19 protein-coding genes and 1 pseudogene are annotated in these 17,228 nt (G+C 36.5%); 5 read left to right on the top strand and 15 right to left on the bottom strand.

The window, feature by feature from the left end:
- The 3 genes from ODU55_RS02860 to rpmG form a co-directional block, all read left to right on the top strand.
- A partial coding sequence (locus ODU55_RS02860; RefSeq protein ID WP_142759956.1) for an IS30 family transposase occupies positions 1–182 on the top strand: 182 nt, incomplete at its 5' end.
- A 173-nt stretch (positions 183–355) separates the two neighbouring features.
- Positions 356–538, top strand: coding sequence for a 50S ribosomal protein L32 (rpmF, locus tag ODU55_RS02855; RefSeq protein WP_002937589.1), 183 nt, complete (start codon positions 356–358; stop codon positions 536–538).
- A gap of 15 nt (positions 539–553) precedes the next feature.
- Positions 554–703, top strand: a complete 150-nt coding sequence (gene rpmG, locus ODU55_RS02850) for a 50S ribosomal protein L33 (RefSeq protein ID WP_002262412.1) — start codon at positions 554–556, stop codon at positions 701–703.
- Between the two features lie 195 nt (positions 704–898).
- Here the strand turns inward: rpmG and ODU55_RS02845 are convergent, their stop codons facing one another.
- The 14 genes from ODU55_RS02845 to ODU55_RS02780 all read right to left on the bottom strand — a co-directional run bounded on the left by ODU55_RS02845 (position 899) and on the right by ODU55_RS02780 (position 13,731).
- Entirely contained in the window at positions 899–1,738 is an 840-nt protein-coding gene (locus ODU55_RS02845) for a metallophosphoesterase (protein ID WP_398581802.1), read from the bottom strand.
- Positions 1,739–1,789: 51 nt separating this feature from the next.
- Positions 1,790–2,683 (bottom strand): aldose 1-epimerase family protein, encoded by an 894-nt coding sequence (locus ODU55_RS02840; RefSeq protein WP_398581801.1) that lies wholly within the window; start codon positions 2,681–2,683, stop codon positions 1,790–1,792.
- 64 nt (positions 2,684–2,747) lie between these two features.
- Entirely contained in the window at positions 2,748–4,154 is a 1,407-nt protein-coding gene (gene lacG, locus ODU55_RS02835; RefSeq protein WP_105212242.1) for a 6-phospho-beta-galactosidase, read from the bottom strand.
- Between the two features lie 235 nt (positions 4,155–4,389).
- Entirely contained in the window at positions 4,390–6,069 is a 1,680-nt protein-coding gene (locus tag ODU55_RS02830; protein ID WP_398581800.1) for a lactose-specific PTS transporter subunit EIIC, read from the bottom strand.
- Entirely contained in the window at positions 6,069–6,386 is a 318-nt protein-coding gene (locus ODU55_RS02825; RefSeq protein ID WP_003048451.1) for a PTS lactose/cellobiose transporter subunit IIA, read from the bottom strand. The genes ODU55_RS02830 and ODU55_RS02825 overlap by 1 nt, the downstream gene beginning before the upstream one ends.
- Before the next feature lie 130 nt (positions 6,387–6,516).
- Entirely contained in the window at positions 6,517–7,350 is an 834-nt protein-coding gene (locus tag ODU55_RS02820; protein ID WP_024418732.1) for a PRD domain-containing protein, read from the bottom strand.
- Between the two features lie 189 nt (positions 7,351–7,539).
- Positions 7,540–8,517, bottom strand: coding sequence for a tagatose-bisphosphate aldolase (lacD, locus tag ODU55_RS02815; RefSeq protein ID WP_105210633.1), 978 nt, complete (start codon positions 8,515–8,517; stop codon positions 7,540–7,542).
- A 1-nt stretch (position 8,518) separates the two neighbouring features.
- Positions 8,519–9,451, bottom strand: a complete 933-nt coding sequence (locus ODU55_RS02810) for a tagatose-6-phosphate kinase (RefSeq protein WP_024378035.1) — start codon at positions 9,449–9,451, stop codon at positions 8,519–8,521.
- A 9-nt stretch (positions 9,452–9,460) separates the two neighbouring features.
- Positions 9,461–9,976 carry a galactose-6-phosphate isomerase subunit LacB gene (lacB, locus tag ODU55_RS02805; protein ID WP_018031055.1) on the bottom strand — a complete coding sequence of 172 codons (516 nt, stop codon included), beginning with the start codon at positions 9,974–9,976 and terminating at the stop codon, positions 9,461–9,463.
- Between the two features lie 26 nt (positions 9,977–10,002).
- A complete protein-coding gene (gene lacA / locus ODU55_RS02800) occupies positions 10,003–10,425 on the bottom strand; it encodes a galactose-6-phosphate isomerase subunit LacA (RefSeq protein WP_024384734.1) in 423 nt (140 codons plus the stop codon).
- Positions 10,426–10,629: 204 nt separating this feature from the next.
- A complete protein-coding gene (locus tag ODU55_RS02795) occupies positions 10,630–11,397 on the bottom strand; it encodes a DeoR/GlpR family DNA-binding transcription regulator (protein ID WP_398581799.1) in 768 nt (255 codons plus the stop codon).
- Positions 11,398–11,837: 440 nt separating this feature from the next.
- A complete protein-coding gene (locus tag ODU55_RS02790; protein WP_029187000.1) occupies positions 11,838–12,032 on the bottom strand; it encodes a hypothetical protein in 195 nt (64 codons plus the stop codon).
- Positions 12,033–12,049: 17 nt separating this feature from the next.
- Entirely contained in the window at positions 12,050–13,270 is a 1,221-nt protein-coding gene (locus ODU55_RS02785; RefSeq protein WP_029186999.1) for an MvaI/BcnI family restriction endonuclease, read from the bottom strand.
- Positions 13,270–13,731, bottom strand: coding sequence for a helix-turn-helix domain-containing protein (locus ODU55_RS02780; RefSeq protein WP_029186998.1), 462 nt, complete (start codon positions 13,729–13,731; stop codon positions 13,270–13,272). Before ODU55_RS02780 ends, ODU55_RS02785 begins: the two co-directional genes overlap by 1 nt.
- 186 nt (positions 13,732–13,917) lie before the next feature.
- Between ODU55_RS02780 and ODU55_RS02775 the strand changes: the two genes are divergently transcribed.
- Together ODU55_RS02775 and ODU55_RS02770 are read left to right on the top strand one after the other, a co-directional pair.
- A complete protein-coding gene (locus ODU55_RS02775; protein WP_398581798.1) occupies positions 13,918–15,468 on the top strand; it encodes a DNA cytosine methyltransferase in 1,551 nt (516 codons plus the stop codon).
- Between the two features lie 525 nt (positions 15,469–15,993).
- Positions 15,994–16,212, top strand: a pseudogene (locus tag ODU55_RS02770) (tyrosine-type recombinase/integrase); the annotation flags it as partial.
- A 316-nt stretch (positions 16,213–16,528) separates the two neighbouring features.
- On the opposite strand, the gene ODU55_RS02765 reads toward ODU55_RS02770, so the two are convergent.
- Complete coding sequence (locus ODU55_RS02765) at positions 16,529–17,134, bottom strand: NUDIX hydrolase (protein ID WP_398581797.1); 606 nt, start codon at positions 17,132–17,134, stop codon at positions 16,529–16,531.
- Positions 17,135–17,228: the final 94 nt, after the last annotated feature.

Below are 17,228 nucleotides of genomic sequence, written 5' to 3'. Positions count from 1 at the left end.
CTTACTCTTCATGGGAGAGAGGTTCAAATGAAAATCATAATCGATTAATTCGGAGATGGTTACCTAAAGGAACCAAGAAAACGACTCCGAAAGAAGTAGCTTTTATCGAAAATTGGATTAACAACTACCCTAAAAAATGCTTGGACTACAAGTCGCCAAGTGAATTTCTTTTGGGTGGCTAACTTCAACTTGAAATTTGGGTTGAGGAAAAAATTTGGTAAATTTTTAAAAAATCTGTCAAGTAACTTTACTTTACAAAAAACTTTTGTTATACTGTTAAAGTTGGCGAAAGTCATACGCACTATTTTAGATTTAAAAGGGGCTTGGCCCTGACATTTAATGGAGGAAGAAAGAAATGGCAGTACCTGCACGTCGCACTTCAAAAGCGAAGAAAAACAAACGTCGTACTCACTATAAAGTAGCAGCTCCAACTGTGAAATTTGATGAAACTACTGGAGATTACTCACGTTCTCACCGTGTATCTTTGAAAGGATACTACAAAGGACGTAAAATCGCTAAGGCTGCTTCAGCTGAATAATAGAAGGGAGATACCATGCGCGTAAATATTACACTTGAACACAAAGAATCTGGTGAGCGTTTGTACCTTACTTCAAAAAACAAACGTAACACTCCAGACCGTCTTCAATTGAAAAAATACTCACCAAAATTGCGTAAGCACGTGATTTTCACTGAGGTGAAATAGGGATTCACTACACGTCAATAGACGGTAGAAACCTTGATTTAATGTGATTTTTGAAATACTGAATTTCATTACATTGCAGTACAAATCAGTCGAATCACTACCTTTTTTGAAATAAGATTTTGATTCGGATAAGTAATAAACCCCACTGGCTGATTAAAGTCAGTGGGGTTTTTGAGTGATTGGGAAAGAGCAAAGTTACTGATTAACAAGATCTACAACGATAATTTCTGGGCGATTAAAAAATCTTGGTACTCGTGTAGATTCTTTGGCCAGACCCCTGCTTACAATAAAATTCGAGTTTTCAAATTCATATAAACCACCTGCATATTTCGGAAAAAATCCTTGATTAGGCGCAAATACACCATTAACCAAATAAGGTATTCTCCATTGTCCTCCATGTGCATGACCTGATAATACTAAATCAAATCCATACTTTTGATAAGTATCAACTAGTTCTGGGCGGTGCACTAGTAAAATTTGAAAGTCGGAACTTATTTGCTTCCCTTTTATGTCTTCAAGTTGGTCTAGCAAATTCACACTAGTATCATACTTTTGAAAATATTCAGGATCGTCAATGCCTGAAATAGTGATTGACTGCCCCCTTATATCAACTCTACTAGTATTTCCAGATAATATGGCTACATTCTGTTGTCGCAGATGTTCTAGCATCTGTTCATATCGATTACTCCATATTTCATGATTACCTGACACATAGTAAGTATGATTAAATTTACTTAGCCCGCTCAACAATTCTAGAGTTTTACTGTCAGAAAGTTCATCATCAAAAATATCTCCACCTAATAAAATGATATCTGGGCCTTCTTTCTCTAATACTTCCAAGATTTGTATCTGATTTTTACCGTAATTTGATGAGTGTAAATCAGTAATTAGAGCAAGTCTGATCGGTTGAGATATTTTGGGACTAACAAGCCTGTAATGAGTTACTTGAAGCCGACTGTCAAAACCTAAAGCAAGAAAAATTAGGATACAAATAAGAATAAACCATCGTGGCTTACTATTTTTTAGTTTTTTCATTATATGAACTATTTTACCAAATTTCTGTAACGAGCAAACATTTTCAAAAGTTTACTCAATAATAATATCAAAATGTTTTCTATCAACTTCTTTTGGAGCGACGTAACTAATATTTCGTTTGGCATTGAATATATCAGATTCTTCCAGTGAAGTAGAGAGTCCGCTCCAAGGTTCTAATGCGATAAAGGGACTCTGATTTGTAGTTGACCAAATCACTAAATATGGAAAATCATCAAATGCAATCGAAAGAGTCTTCTGATGATTTTTTGATTTCAAAGTTACCTTTCGCGATGCTAATTGATCCAATGTTATGGCATCGTGCTCAAACAGTTGATAGGACAAGTCCAAGATCTTTTGATTTTCCAAGAATGGACGGCGATCTCGCAGATCAAGTAAGCCAGTTTCTGGAAAACTTCTAGGTACTGTACAAGATTCTACTTTTTCAAATTCTAAATAATAGTCTTCATAACTCTCACCATCCAACAAAGGACAATTAAAACCAGGATGCCCCCCAATAAAGTAAGGTAGCTTTCTATGTCCTTCAAGATTTTTCACCCGATATTCAGTTCGGATTGTATTGCCAAGTAGTGAGTAGTTAATGGAAAGTTCAAATTCAAATGGGTAATTTTTTACGGTTTCCTCATTTGATGAAATAGAAAATTCCAAAGAATTTTCAGTTCTTCTTACATTTTTGAACATCATTTTTCGCACAAGTCCATGCCTTGGAATTGTGCCTGTAAATGTCGGTCTTTCTGCAGGTTCATAGATAGCCCAATCATTTCGTAAACTTCCACAAATTGGAAATAGAACTGGTGCTTGACCGCTCCAATAGGTCGGATCTCCTTGCCAAAGATACTCGACGCCATCATTGTCTTTTATCGAAATAATTTGCCCACCTAATTCAGAAAATTGTACTGTTACGTTCTCATTTTTTAATTCGAGCATAAAAACTGCCTCCCTTATATGAAAACAAGGATGCTAACTTGAGCTAGGCATCCTTGTATTATTTTTATTCAATAACCTGTGTTTCTGCTACTTTTTTATACCAATAAGCACTTTTCTTTGGATAGCGTTCTTGAGTCTCAAAGTCAACATAGAACAAACCATATCGTTTCTCGTATCCATTTGACCAAGAAAATACATCCATCAAGGACCAGATGAAATACCCTTTAACATTGGCACCATCTGAGATAGCATCTGAAATCACTTCTAAATGCTTTTTCACATAATCAATTCGACCATCGTCATAGACTGTACCATCTACAAATTCATCTTTATAACCTAGACCATTTTCAGTGATGTAGATTTTTTTATAGTTTGGATAGTCATTTTTCACACGCATAATTTGGTCATAAAGTCCTTGTGGATAGATAATCCAATCCCAGTCCGTTTTTGGAATATCAACTGGGGACTCTCTACGACCAACTCCTTTGATCTGATACTTAGAACTTCCCTTTTCACCCTTACCATTATGGATAATTTCCGTTTCTCCATCATGAGCTCTCATCCAGTCACTCATATAGTAATTGATGCCCAAGAAGTCGTTCAAATCTTTTGCGGCATCTAAGGCAGCAAAGTCTTCATCACGAAGATCTAATTCCCCGCCATTTACTTTCAGAATATGTCGAACACCTTCAAGAGTCTTCTCAGAATAGTAACCCAAGTATGTTGCATCTAGGATAAATTTATTGTGAATAATATCTTCAAGTTCCGCTGCACGGACATCGTCTGGATTGGTTGGATCATAAGGGTATTTCGTTGGCAATGCATGTACAACACCAATTTCTCCACTATAACCAGCATCCTTGTAGAGCTTAACTGCCTTGGCATGTGAAACCATCATATTGTGATGAGATTGGAATACTTTAGCTAGGTCATACTGAATACCTGGTGGGAACTTCCCAACGAGATACTGACCGTCACCAATTGGGCCGATTTCATTAAAGGTTGTCCAGTAATTAACTTCAGGGAATTCTTTGAAGCAAAATGCTGCGTAATTGACAAAGTGTTCAATGTTATCTCGATTCAGAAAGTCACCATTAGAATGTAGCGTTTCTGGTGTATCAAAATGGTGAAGCGTTACAAATGGTTCTACGTGACGTTTATGGCATTCCGCAAATAATTTATGGTAAAACTCTACTCCCTTTGGATTCACTTCTCCAAAGCCTGTTGGGAAGATACGAGACCACGCAATTGAAATACGAATGCCGTTTACCCCAAATTGTTCACTTAGTTCTAAATCAACTGGATAACGGTTATAAAAATCAGAAGCTGGTTCCGCAGTGTACCAATAATTATCTTCTAAATACTTATCCCATGCAACACGACCTTTTCCATCTGTCTTTGTGGCACCCTCTGCTTGATATGCAGCAGTTGCTCCACCAAATATAAAATCTTTTGGTAATGTTTTAACCATATGCCTACCTTCTTCTATCAAAAATAAATAAAGGGGTAGGAGTTGGAGATTTATTACTCCCTCCCCTTTTGATTAAGAACCTGTATTCACAAGTGAAGTGCTCGTATATAAGAGATAATTTTTCACTAATCAAGGCAGTTTTTTGAGGGAATACTAACTGTATTTTGAAAAAAACTAACGATGAGTAGCTGAAAAACTAGCCTTAGATGGAAGTGCTGAACTGTGAATACAGGTTCTAGAACTGTTGTTTGACAAAGTCAAGAGCACCTTGACCATCACGAGTGAGTTTAATGTATTGAGCCCCTTCAGTTTTGGCGAGTTTAATGCCCAATGCATCGGTTTCTTGTTTAATATCCTCGTAGTTCGATGCTACTTGAGGTGCAAGGATGACTAATTGATATTCTGGTAAAATCTCGCGGTGAGCTCCATAGCTTCCTGCTGTTGCTGTGACTGGAACACCGTATTCTTTGGCAGCCTTAGTTAACGCGTTAGCAAGCAATCCACTTGTACCGCCTCCTGCACAAAGTACCAGAACGTTTGTTTGTTCAGAAATTTCGGTATCGACTGCAGCTTTTTCAAGAATAGCATCTGCTTTGGCAGTATTGAAATTAGCTGCCACTTTCTCTTTCAAGCTATTTTCAACTTTCCCTGATTGTTCTTCAGCAAGAATTTGCTCATCGTAAACTTTCAAGAATGGATAATAGATAAGTACATCGACAACTACCAACAAGATAGCTAGTGCAAAGGCAAGTGGAGCAAAGTTTGTTCCCATTACAATCCCCAACGGTCCTGGAGTTGTCCATGCTAAGTTGACGCTGAAACTGTTCATTTTTAACGTATCAACAAAGAATTTGAAAATCCATACGTTAGCAATTGGAGCTAAGATGAATGGAACAAAGAATATTGGGTTGAGTACAAGTGGTGCACCGAACAAGATCGGTTCATTTACACCAAAGAAAGTTGGAACAACTGAAGCACGTCCAATTGCTTTATTTCGTTTAGACTTAGTCAACCACATAAACATGAATGGCACAACCAAGGTAGCACCTGTACCACCCATTGTCACGATAAACATTTGAGTACCTGAAGTCAGGATTTTGTCCGCATGTTGACCCGCCTGTAGAAGCTGGAAGTTGGTTTCAATATTAGCATAAGTAATGGCTGCAATTGCTGGTTCAACAATAGATGGACCATGAATCCCTACAAACCAGAACAAGGCATAGGCACCAAAGATAATGGTAATACCAACATAACCATCTGCTGCTGTAAATAGTGGCTCAAATAATTTCAGAATCGCCTCAGCAACGTTTGTTCCAAGGAATTGACGTGTCACAAGATCAATTCCATACAAGACAAAGATAGACAATGCATATGGAATCACATCTTTAAATGCCTGGGATACGTTCGGTGGAACTTCGTCTGGCATACGAATGGTAACATTGTTTTTCACACAGACCTTGTAGATATTAACCGTAATGAAGGCTGCTAGAAAGGCTGTCAAAAGTCCCTTAGTTCCCATGTAACCATTGGCAAATCCACCTTCAATACCATCAGAAGCCAGTAATAAGAAACCTGAAATTGAGGCAATCATTGTTGAAATGAAGTTAATCTGGTTGGTTTTTGGCAATTGACGGTTAAACGCATCTGTCAAAGATTTTGCGGTCGTTCCTGCAACTAAGACAGCTACAATACCCATTGTATAACCGTAAGGTTTCATGATAGCCGCAACTGCTTCATCAGACCAAGTAAATCCAAAGATATTAGGTACAAATGCTACCATTAGAAAGATACTTGAGAACAAGATAACCGGCATGGCAGCGATAAAACCATCACGGATAGCCCTTAAATAAGGGTTTCTCGAAATCTTTTCAAAGAAAGGCTTCCCTTTCTCAATGAATTCAATCAATTTGTTCATTATTTATCACCTCGTTTATAAAGTTCAATCATATGACTCATCATATCTTTCAATAATAATGTCGTCATGAGATGGTCTTGGCCATGCATGAGCGTCACACTAAAGGCTAAATCCTCACCAGCCGCTTCTTTCTGCAACAAACTTGTCTGAGCATGGTGGGCTTCAACAATACAAGCATTGGCAGCTTCAACTAGTTCTTCTGCTTTTGCGTAATCACCTTTTTGAGCAGCAGCCAGTGCCTCCATCAAACGAGATCGAGCATCACCAGCGAATGCAACAATCTCAAAACCTAATAAAGTTATTTCTTCTCTGTTCATAACACGAACCTCCTATTTTTTATGTACTCAATGGAAATACCATTCAGACTAGGCGACGAAAACGTAGATAGAACTAAAGTTCATCAAGTTGAGGCAACAACGTCTGAATTGGATTTACGAAGAGTATGATTTACAATAACCGTTGAATATGTAACACAATATAGAACCTTTCACTATCATTTACTGGCTCATCAACCAATGATGTAATCATCTCAAAAATCTGACTTCCAACCTGATGGGCTCTTGGATTCTGGAGCTTGATGTACTGTTCCAAACTAGCAATCGATTCATTTGACTGATGGGATCTATCTAAGTAATTCAGAAAATAGGACAAATGAATCATAAAGCGATCATAAAAATTGCTATTTTCTTTTGTGCGTTTAATCCCATTCTCTATCAAAATTTGTTCAACCTCAGCAATAATTTTCTTACTGATGTCATGTTCTTCACTAGTTGGATGAATTGTTTCACCTTTTGCATTAATTAAGTGAAGTGCAATTTTACCAATCTCATCATTTGGAAAATCATTTAGCAACTTTTCACGAAACATAGCTAAGGCTTCACGCGCCATTTTATATTCCAATGGATATTCGGCTGAAATATTGGGTAGCCTACTTTCTTGATAAGTATTCTTTAAAACCGCCTGATATGCACAATAGATATGATCTGTCAGTGTCACATATAGATATTCTTGGACAGGGTAATGATAAGTTTCTACCAGATGATTAATAACCGTGTAGGTTGCCGAAATAAAATCTAAGGGAATATCTTTTAATAAGGTTAGAAAATTTTCTTTGGCTTCATCATTTTTTAGCGAAAAAATATTTTCTATCTTGTCCTTAACAATTAAATCCCCTTTTTTCTTTTGAAAGGTTATACCTAATCCCATCACGACTGCCTGTTCCCCATGTTCATTTTTCACCAGGGCAGCGTTATTATTTAGTGACTGTATAATCCTAAACATATATCCCTCCTATATTTTTAAGCAAAAAGAAGACTACAAACAAACCGAGAATATCCTACTCTCAAATCCATTTGTAGTCTTGCCTAATCGAATTAGTTACAATCCACTCTATTCTTGCTGATGAGATTATTATAGCATATTCTCAGAAAATGTAAACCCTTTCTTTTAAGAAAATGGTTAATTTTTCAATTATTTTTCTAGCCAAGAAGTTGCTGTTTGAGACAAGACTGCATCAAGTCCCTCAATATTTTCACGACCAACAGTACGTAACCATTCACGCGCTGCTTCTTCACCTTGTTCAATATAGACTGGTACAACACCTGCCCATGTTGCACGACCACAAAGTACACCGTTAAATTTAGCACCTGCTTCATGTGCAAACACTAGTGTATCTTGGAAGAGTTTAGCTGAAACACCTGCACTAAGATAAATGTATGGCAAGTCCGTTGATGCTTCTTGTTGACGGAAATATTCAGCTGCTTCTTCTTTTGTATAGACGACTTCCCCTGTTCCAAAGCCTTCTACAAAATTCATGTTCACAGGTACTTCTACCTTGAGAACATCCACTCCAAAGCGTTCATCCGAAAATACTTTCATAGCCTCATTTACTTTTCGAGGTTTGACTTTTGCAAATTCCACACTGGCATTGTCTTCAATCGTTTCATCGTAGCTCAAAATTTCCAAAAAGAATGGTAACCCTTCAGCCTGACATTCTGAACCCAAGCGTTCAATATAGGCCTGTTTTTGAAGATTGACGTATGAATCTCCATCCACATCATAATAGAGTAGGAATTTAATGGCATCTGCACCTTCTTCTTTTAGTCGTTTTACAGACCACTCTACTAGGCAATCTGGTAAGCGACTAGTGGAGCTGGTATCATAGCCAGTTTTTTCATAAGCCAAAAGCAAACCGCACTGTTCGTCACGGGCGCGTGATGCTGGCAAACCAAATTCAGGATCTAACAGAATTGAGGAAGAAAACTGTGTTAATTCTTCTGAAACTAGTTTCTTTAGTTCTTCCATCTGCTCCACAGTAGGTTCTTCTGTCTGATGTTTTGCCATCATTTTTTTCAGAGCTCCACGTTGGTCAAAAGCTAAAGCTGAAATAATACCTGCTTCATTGCTTACTTTTTCCATGTATTTTCTTTTATCTGCTGTTACTACCATATTATACCTCCTCAACTTCGATTTGAGAATACAACGATTCTGCATTTTCTAAATTGACATAACCTGTCTGTTCTTCCTGGGCATTTAGCATGCCCAAAACATTAGCCTTTTTAAGTAATTCTGTATCAGGTAAGGCATGTACCAAACTAGCTGCAATACCTGCAACTGTTGAATCTCCTGATCCTACTGGATTGACGACTTTGATTTTTGGAATTCTGACACGATAGAACTTGTCATTGTGCTTGGCAAAAGCCCCCTGTGCCCCTAATGAGACGACTATCCAATCAATTCCTTGGAAAAGTTGACCAGACAAAACCGATTTCAACTCTTGAATATCATCAGTAACTTCTTTACCAATCAGTTGTGATAACTCCTCTGTATTCGGCTTAATAACTGTCGGCTTCTGCTGGCTTTCTAAAACGTTTTTCAGCGCCTCACCAGAACAATCCAAAACAACAGCTACACCGCGTTTTTTACAAAGTTCTACAATCTCAACATAATAATTGCTAGCAAGTCCCTTAGGCAAACTTCCTGAAATAACAACTACATCTACATTGTTCAGGATGATTTCAAGGTGTTCAATAAAATTCATGGCTTCATGTTCTTGAATAGTTGGTCCTTGTTCTAAAATCTCCGTCTGTTTGCCATCATGAAGGACCGCAATGCAATTACGTGTTTCATTCCCAATTTCCACAAAGGAATTTTTAATAGCATTTCGAGTGAGTTGTGTCTTTACATAACTTCCAATCTCACCGCCAATAAAGCCTGTTGCTACAACATCTTCACCAATTTGTTTCAAAACTCGTGTAACATTGAGCCCCTTGCCTCCAGCTGTTTTTTGAACCTTTTCTACTCGATTGACCGTATCCAAATGAAAAGTATCCAATTGATAGGCAATATCAACCGACGGATTTAAAGTGATCGTCAAAATCATGTGAGCCTCCTAGTCGTGGTATTCTCCACGATCCCACTTTTCAAGAAATTCAGTAAAGAACTCTGGATTAGCCTGCTCTTGATTGAGCGTTTCAACTGCAGCAATCTTTTCGATCAAACGTTTGTTTTCTTCAGTTGGTTTGTATTCCGCTTTAATGAAGGCTTCAATGATGTCGCACATAAGCAACTCACCTGTAATCTTTCCTCCAAAACCAATGACGTTGGCATTTAACTCTTCCTTAGCGTAAAGTGCTGAGGTCATATCACGAACCAAGGCTGATCGAACACCAGGAACCTTGTTTACAGCATTGTTGATTCCAACACCTGTTCCACAAATACAAATTCCCAAATCTGCTTGTCCGCTTGCAACAGCTTCACCAACTTTTTTACCAAAGATTGGGTAATGTGTACGGACATTATCATAAGTCCCAAAGTCCAAAACTTCATATCCTTGATTTTTCAAATAATCTACCACAGCGATTTTTTCATAGGTTACAATGTGGTCACAACCGATTGCAATTTTCATCTCTTATTCTCCTTTGTTTACAACAATTAACACATTTTATTTAGCATATCGACACGAATTTGGTGACGGCCGCCATCATACTCACCTTCAACAAATCCTTTAACGATATTTTTGGCAATTCCTTCTCCTACAATCTCACTACCGATTGTAATAATACGCGAATTGTTGTGCCCTCTTGTCATATAGGCAGAACGTTCGTCTGAAACTTCTGCAGCAATCATGCCTTTGACTTTAGTTGCGGTCATAAATGGACCAACACCATAAGCATCAATCACAATACCAAGATTTCCTTCCTCTTGATTGACTGCTGCAACTACCGCCAAAGTTGTATCAACAAAATCACTTCCATCACTGACATCTTTAAAGTCATATGATTTTTCTTGTAAATAATCTTTAATAACGTCTTTTAGTTTTGAGCCCGCTGGATCAGCACCGATAATGATTGTCATAACCTATCTCCTAACAAAAATAGAAAGTTGTAGCCATATGTGGCAGAAAATCTTTGTTTTGCAAAACTTAGAAAAGCGTTTTCGCTTTTTATGTTTAAATTATACAACCAAACAAACACAAAGTCAACATATTTTGTTTTATTTTTGTTTATTTTTTTCATATACAAACAAAAAACCAACATTTTGCTGTTGGTTTTGATAACTTTATGATATTGTTGAAATAATTTCAATGTGGTTACTTAATAATTGGTAATTTTCATCCTTTACATTCATATCTGTCACTAGAGCAGTTACATCATTCAAATCACAAAAGGAAGTAAAATCATCTTTTCCAATTTTCGAAGCATCTAGCAGTAGGTACTTTTCTAAAGAATGTTTGATGGCAATGTTTTGCGTATAGGCTTCCGCTAGGGTGGAAGTCATGACATCACTTCCCTTAAGTCCGTTACCTGAAAAGAAAATCTTGCTAAATCGCATTTTTTCTAAACTTGTATTGGTAATTTCTCCTACAAACGATTCTGTCACTTGGCGATATTCTCCTCCAAGGAGAAAGACTTGAAAATCCTCTGTCTTCTTTTGTGATAAGATGGTAAAAACAGGCATACAGTTGGTGATGACAGTTAGTCGAGGGTTTTTAATGGCTTCAGCCAGAAAGGCCACTGTTGTTCCTGGACCTAAAAATACCGTATCTCCATCTTCTATTAACTGTGCTGCCCTTTCTGCTATCTCTTGCTTGGCTTCCTTATTTTGAATGTGTTTCTCAGAATGGGAATATTCCCGGTATTGAAAAGCCTTATTACTTCTAGCACCGCCGTGTATTTTGGTTAAAACTCCTTGCTCTTCCAATTCGATGAAATCACGTCGAACAGTCATATCAGTAACATTTAGCAATTCAACAATCTCAGAAATTCGTACCGTACCTTTTTTGTTTACCAATCGTGTGATTTCTTCTAGTCGTTCTCGTTTATTCATGTTTAATCCTTTGTTGTTTTTTTACATTATATCAAAAATAAACAAGAAGATGTTGGAATTTTGAACATTTGTTCGAAATTATCAGTACATCCTCACCATCATATTAGACACGGCACTGCATAATATCCACAAAATCAAATCGCCAGCCATTTAAACCCTACCAGTTTTAACAGCTAACGATAAGATAACTTGGTGGCTCCACCCCCAAACCCCCAGTGAAAAATCAAGAATTGATTTTCTTAGGAATGGTATTAGGATAATAGAGGTAATTTGGAAAAAGTATCACAAAAAAATCCTGAACTTCATTTTAAAATTCAAGACTTGTACTTTCATCTAAGAATTATTTGCCCTCTCAAACAATCTATCTTTTTTGAAATAAGATTTTAATTCGGATAAGTAATAAACCCCACTGGCTAATTAAAGTCAGTGGGGTTTTAAATCTAAATAACTTCTTTAGAAAGTCTGTCATAACATTCACTTTTCAACAGAGGACTTTCTATAACAACTTGACTAACTTTTGAGTCAATATGTTTTAAATTAGGCTTCTTATAGTTTCTAATCGCAACTAGAGATACAACACAATTTTGATAATTAAAGCCTTTTTGCGCTATTGCTCCACCGTTGCCTATCGCCATAAAACTTCTCCAATTTACTAGATTTTTAAATCAATTATTTCCGTACTACCAAACAACAAATTTCTTTGTTTGTTTTTAATCCTCCAAGCGTTACCATGATTCTTACCTGCGTACTTGCCTGATGGGGTCGTATAACCTCGCCAATCATAGGTAATGGCTCCTGATTTTATCAGAGAAAGAAAAGTCATAAATTGAGGTGAACGTGTTAGCTCTGCTTCAACGTACTTGAATTGACCTACTTCGCCGTCCATTTTAGATTCAACTTTTACCCATAAAGTAGCTGGGTGTTTTTTGTGTAATTCTTCCTCTAATGCTTCGAATGTCCAGAAAGCAGTCAAAATACTCTTCTTGTTTTCTTGTTTTCGTAACTCAACTGTACTATCTCTATCATTAACTTCCAGATAGAACCCTTGATTATTTTGAGGATTTTCTTCTGAACCTATTGTAATATATAAACTCTTATATCCTAAATGCTTCTCTGAATCATAACCATACAAACGAGCAAATGCTGATACTCTACTTCTATCATTCGACTCAAACTCTGCAACAGGCGTTCCCTCAAAATCTGGACGTAGAGTAAATAGGGTGTCTAACGTTTTGGAGGATTTTGATTTCAACTCAATAATTCCCTCAAAATCAGCTTCTTGGCTATTATTAGTTTTTATTCCCAAAAGCGACTCTAAAGTATCCCCAGCATCCTTCGGTGCAATCTTACCTGCACCTTTTGAATTTCTATGAAATCCTTGTTTTGCTATGACTCTAATCTGTGGAATCAATCTATTTAATGAATCTTCGACCTTATCTTGTCCAAATAGCTGTATGATAGCACTGTTTTGAGGAATACTTCTCGTCACATTAAATAGAGTAAGTTCTTTTCGATTATCTACAGTAATATAGATTAAATCGTTAACATTGATTTGAGACGACCTAATGAACTCTCCCAAGCCATATATCCAGAATCGCTCATCCCCTCTTTTATTGGCTTTATAGAAACTTATTTTTACTTCATGTTTCTGGTCTTCCAATACAAGATTAGCCATCAAATAAACTTTATCAGTTAGTTTTTCGAAATCCAATAAATCATTATCTAACAACAACTTCCTTAAAAAACCATTTGCGTCGATAATACTTTTATTTAACATAGTTTGCGTCAGTCTGATAACAGTATAGCCATTAGAATTATACTTATGTATAGCGTTGATAACTTCTAATTCGTCGTCATATGGAATAAATTGCATTAGTTTTCTCCCCTCTTAAATAGATCAACAAGTGAAACTTCCATTTCTTCAGCAAGACTTTCTATTGTTGAAAAATAAATATCTGAATATTTACCATTTACAAGATTACTTATAGTAGACTCTCCAACTCCACCCGAGGCACTCAGTGAAAATTGATTCCAACTTCTCAAATATAGTTTGACATTTTGTATAAGAATATTTTGATAATCCTCCACTAAATTAGGAGTAAAATCTTTAGAAGTACTTATCTTTTCAGTTCTAATTAAAAGTTCTGGAAAATTGATTGATAAAGCATTAGAAATCACTACCAAAGTTGAAAGTTTTGGGTTGTAATCTGCATTTGGAGATAATAATTTGTTGACCGTCTGCCTACTAAGTCCTGTCTTCTTAGCTAACTCACTTTGCGATAATTCACTCGAATAAAGCAGTCGCTCAATATTTTCTTTTACATATCGCTCCATAACAATTCTCCAATTCTCATTTTCTATATATTACAACTTAAAACCTTAAAAATATTCATTTTAATTTACAATTTAACTGGTTTTTGAATTCTATTACGAATATATAAGATAGAAAGCAACTCCTGGACTTTTCAAGAAAATTCTGATATACTACTAAGGTAGTAAATACATTATTCGAGGTAAATTATGCCCTATGCAATAGACTTATTCTGTGGTGCTGGAGGATTTAGCGAAGGAATCCTACAAGCTGGATTTGATATTATCTTTTCCAGTGATAAAAGCCCTATGGTAGAAGAAACATATACAAACCGACATCAACAATTAGGCTTAGTTGATGGTGTTGATACTCACTTTGAACTGGCTGATATAAAAGAACTTACTTCTGATAAAATATTTCAATCAATCAACTCATTGAAATATGGGAATATATTCGAAAGAGGAACTGTGGATGTTATTTTTGGCGGTCCTCCATGCCAAGGTTTTAGCCGTCTAGGGAAACGAGATGCTAAAGATCCTAGAAATATGCTCTTCCACGAATATTTGCGCATAATAAAAGATATTATGCCGCGTTATGTTGTTATGGAAAACGTAACTGGTATTTTAGATATGCAGATGCTAGACTTTCCAAGTGTACTTGATGATAGAATTTACAAAGGACAGAATCTGGTTCAATCCATTCTTAGAAATGAATTGGATGAGTTAGGATACACCCTACTTGATGTTCAAGTTCTAAATGCTGCAAACTTCGGTGTCCCTCAACAAAGAAATCGAGTTGTATTTTTAGCATATCGAAACGATGTGACTCCAATCGAATACCCAGAAAGTGACAATGTTCTTCCAAATGTTACCGTTTATGATGCTCTGGGGGATCTTTATGACAGGGAATTTGATTACGAAACAGATTATTCCAGACAAAGCCGATTAGGAAGAACTCCTAATATTGATGGTCAACCTATCACAACTAATAATCCATTAAATATGGAAACTTCAAATCATGATAATATTGTCACACAACGATTTTCATTATATCAACAAGGTGAGAATAGAGCCAAAGCTGTTAATAGGATCCAATTAGAAGGATTGGAATTACAAAGAGATTGTCCAAATCTATTCACAGAAAGTTTATTTCAACTCAATGGAAAAGCTAACCAACCTCTCATTCTAAAGCAGCTAAAAAAACAAGGTTTACTTCAAGAAAGTTTTAAATCTGAAAAATGGTTACAATTTACAAATCGCCAACTCGGCTTACTGTCTATGAATGATAATGACAACTCAGCCAAAGTTCATATTTTAAAATCATTTGCTCTTAGATTAAAAACAACATTTGAAGAAGCAGAGTTATTTTGGAATGAAATTAAAAATCATTTAAATAAAGAAATTACAGAAAATAAATTTTCAAAAATGTTAAGAGAAGGAGAGTTAACTCCTAACGCAATAGAAGCAATCTTTACTAAAAAAAGTATACGAGTTCGTCTTAATCAAGATACCGTTTCTCCAACCATGGTAACATTACCAGATGACTATATCCACCCATTTTTTAACCGAGTGTTGACTGTAAGAGAAATGGCTCGTCTACAATCGTTTGACGATAGCTTTGAATTCCTAGGCAAACGTACTACTGGAGGCGATAAGCGAGCAAAAGAAACGCCTCAGTTTACTCAGGTGGGCAATGCTGTTCCACCATTACTTGCTAAAGCAATTGCTGAACAAGTAATGATTGCTATAAATAAACAATAAGTGACTCAATATTCTTTGAAAACTTCAGTACCAAAACTTACAATAAAACAAACTAAGTATTGAGTTTTGATACTTTATCACATCCTTCAATTAATTACTAATAATAAAAAATGATTTCAAAATAATTCGAGGTCATTTTTATTATTCTCTAGCCAGATAGCCGTCTGCAAGCCCCCTCGGAGAGCGTTTGTAGTTTTGATGGACCACAGGGCTGTCAAAACTACAAAAACGTTACTTTTTGGCAAAAAGTAACAAAAAGCTATCTTGAATCGAAGTCAATTGTTTATCTTACAGCTCAAAAATATCGAACATAGGCCAGCGAGGAATAGCAAAGCGCCCCGCTGTTGCCCGTCATTCGGGCAATCGAGCATGAATCTTCAGTTTCATAATAATAAAAATGGAGTTCTACTTTGTCCATTTATTAGTCAAACATGGACTTTATAAATTTAGACCATTTTTCAACTATTAATGGACTTCATACATATCCAATTTTTATTAAAAGATGGATTACTTTAACAATCCACCTTGGAATCGATCGACTTACCTAAGTATGGATTTCATCTCTTTCGGCATACACATGCTTCATTGATGTTTAATGCAGGAGCAAATTGGAAGGAATTGCAGACACGTTTAGGGCACAAATCAATATCTACAACAATGGATACCTACGCTGAACTAGCTCCTAAAAAAATTCAAAACGCTGTGAACATCTTTACTCAAAAAATGAAAGAGTTGACAGCTTAATTACATCACTACCTTTGTCACTACTTTTTACATAAATGATCGTCACAATTTTTCGAAAATCCTTATTATAAAAGGATTTTCAACAACAGGTATAAGATAATATTTAACCTTTACTGACGTAAAATAATTGAATCGAAAAAGCACCTGAAATCATTGATTTCAAGTGCTTTTTTTGCTTGGTGAGACTATATATGAAAGAAAAACAGTTGTCCTGATGAAATAGTAAAATTTTCATTAAATTATCTGAATAAAGCCATACAATCTCTACATTTTTCTCTACACTTTTTAATTCAAAAATAAAGCAAAATAGTCAGACTCATAGACTACCGTTCACAATCTCCACAAACCGATGGGTAAATTGGGCAGTCATTCCCCAGATATTTTCTGGTAGATTTTCATAAAAGGGAACGGAGCGTTTGTGATGACTGAAAGGATAGTCAACCCCACCTCTCAAACGTTCAAAGGGAAAGTCACAATCTGGGACAATCTGTGAATCCAGTTGATAATAGACAGGGGCCGTTTTCAGCAAGGTTTCCAGTGGAACTGTGAAGAATCGAGCCACTTCATCATTGGGTTGAAGGGTCTGCCAGTCCAAGTGAAGTCGACCGACAAAACAGCGAATCGTCGAGCGGCCAAAAACTAGATAATCGATTTCCCCTAGCAACTCAACTTGTTCCTGTTGAATGTCAAGTTCTTCGATAACCTCACGAATGGCTGCTTCTTCTGCTGTCTCACCTTCATCAATTCCGCCACCTGGGAAGGAGACTTCTCCTGGTTGAGAAATGGACTCGCTCCGAATCTCATACAAGACCTGCCACTGATTGTCTGACCAGACTAAGGGCAAGAAGACTGCATAAGAACGCTTTTGACCCAATGGCTGGGGCTGATAGTCTTTCAATAATGCCTGCAATTGATCAGTCATGGCAACTCCTTACTAACTAGTGATTTATGCTTATTTTAACGAATTTTGTGGCATCTGGCAAGAACTTTGTCTAGATAAAAAAACCGAGAAGTTT

Source organism: Streptococcus sp. 2022WUSS037, from assembly GCF_044427225.1.
Lineage (GTDB): Bacteria > Bacillota > Bacilli > Lactobacillales > Streptococcaceae > Streptococcus.
The sequence above is the reverse complement of the archived record's forward strand: the minus strand, read 5'-3'. Positions and strand labels throughout refer to the sequence as shown.

Bases quoted from the DNA above. Each gene is read 5' to 3' on its own strand.
- ODU55_RS02775 (WP_398581798.1), top strand. From the start codon at position 13,918: ATGCCCTATGCAATAGACTTATTCTGTGGTGCTGGAGGATTTAGCGAA.
- ODU55_RS02845 (WP_398581802.1), bottom strand. From the start codon at position 1,738: ATGAAAAAACTAAAAAATAGTAAGCCACGATGGTTTATTCTTATTTGT.
- ODU55_RS02795 (WP_398581799.1), bottom strand. From the start codon at position 11,397: ATGAATAAACGAGAACGACTAGAAGAAATCACACGATTGGTAAACAAA.
- ODU55_RS02825 (WP_003048451.1), bottom strand. From the start codon at position 6,386: ATGAACAGAGAAGAAATAACTTTATTAGGTTTTGAGATTGTTGCATTC.
- lacB (WP_018031055.1), bottom strand. From the start codon at position 9,976: ATGAAAATTGCAATCGGTTGTGACCACATTGTAACCTATGAAAAAATC.
- ODU55_RS02830 (WP_398581800.1), bottom strand. From the start codon at position 6,069: ATGAACAAATTGATTGAATTCATTGAGAAAGGGAAGCCTTTCTTTGAA.
- ODU55_RS02820 (WP_024418732.1), bottom strand. From the start codon at position 7,350: ATGTTTAGGATTATACAGTCACTAAATAATAACGCTGCCCTGGTGAAA.
- ODU55_RS02785 (WP_029186999.1), bottom strand. From the start codon at position 13,270: ATGCAATTTATTCCATATGACGACGAATTAGAAGTTATCAACGCTATA.
- lacG (WP_105212242.1), bottom strand. From the start codon at position 4,154: ATGGTTAAAACATTACCAAAAGATTTTATATTTGGTGGAGCAACTGCT.
- rpmF (WP_002937589.1), top strand. From the start codon at position 356: ATGGCAGTACCTGCACGTCGCACTTCAAAAGCGAAGAAAAACAAACGT.
- ODU55_RS02840 (WP_398581801.1), bottom strand. From the start codon at position 2,683: ATGCTCGAATTAAAAAATGAGAACGTAACAGTACAATTTTCTGAATTA.
- lacD (WP_105210633.1), bottom strand. From the start codon at position 8,517: ATGGTAGTAACAGCAGATAAAAGAAAATACATGGAAAAAGTAAGCAAT.
- ODU55_RS02810 (WP_024378035.1), bottom strand. From the start codon at position 9,451: ATGATTTTGACGATCACTTTAAATCCGTCGGTTGATATTGCCTATCAA.
- rpmG (WP_002262412.1), top strand. From the start codon at position 554: ATGCGCGTAAATATTACACTTGAACACAAAGAATCTGGTGAGCGTTTG.
- lacA (WP_024384734.1), bottom strand. From the start codon at position 10,425: ATGACAATCATTATCGGTGCTGATCCAGCGGGCTCAAAACTAAAAGAC.
- ODU55_RS02780 (WP_029186998.1), bottom strand. From the start codon at position 13,731: ATGGAGCGATATGTAAAAGAAAATATTGAGCGACTGCTTTATTCGAGT.
- ODU55_RS02790 (WP_029187000.1), bottom strand. From the start codon at position 12,032: ATGGCGATAGGCAACGGTGGAGCAATAGCGCAAAAAGGCTTTAATTAT.
- ODU55_RS02765 (WP_398581797.1), bottom strand. From the start codon at position 17,134: ATGACTGATCAATTGCAGGCATTATTGAAAGACTATCAGCCCCAGCCA.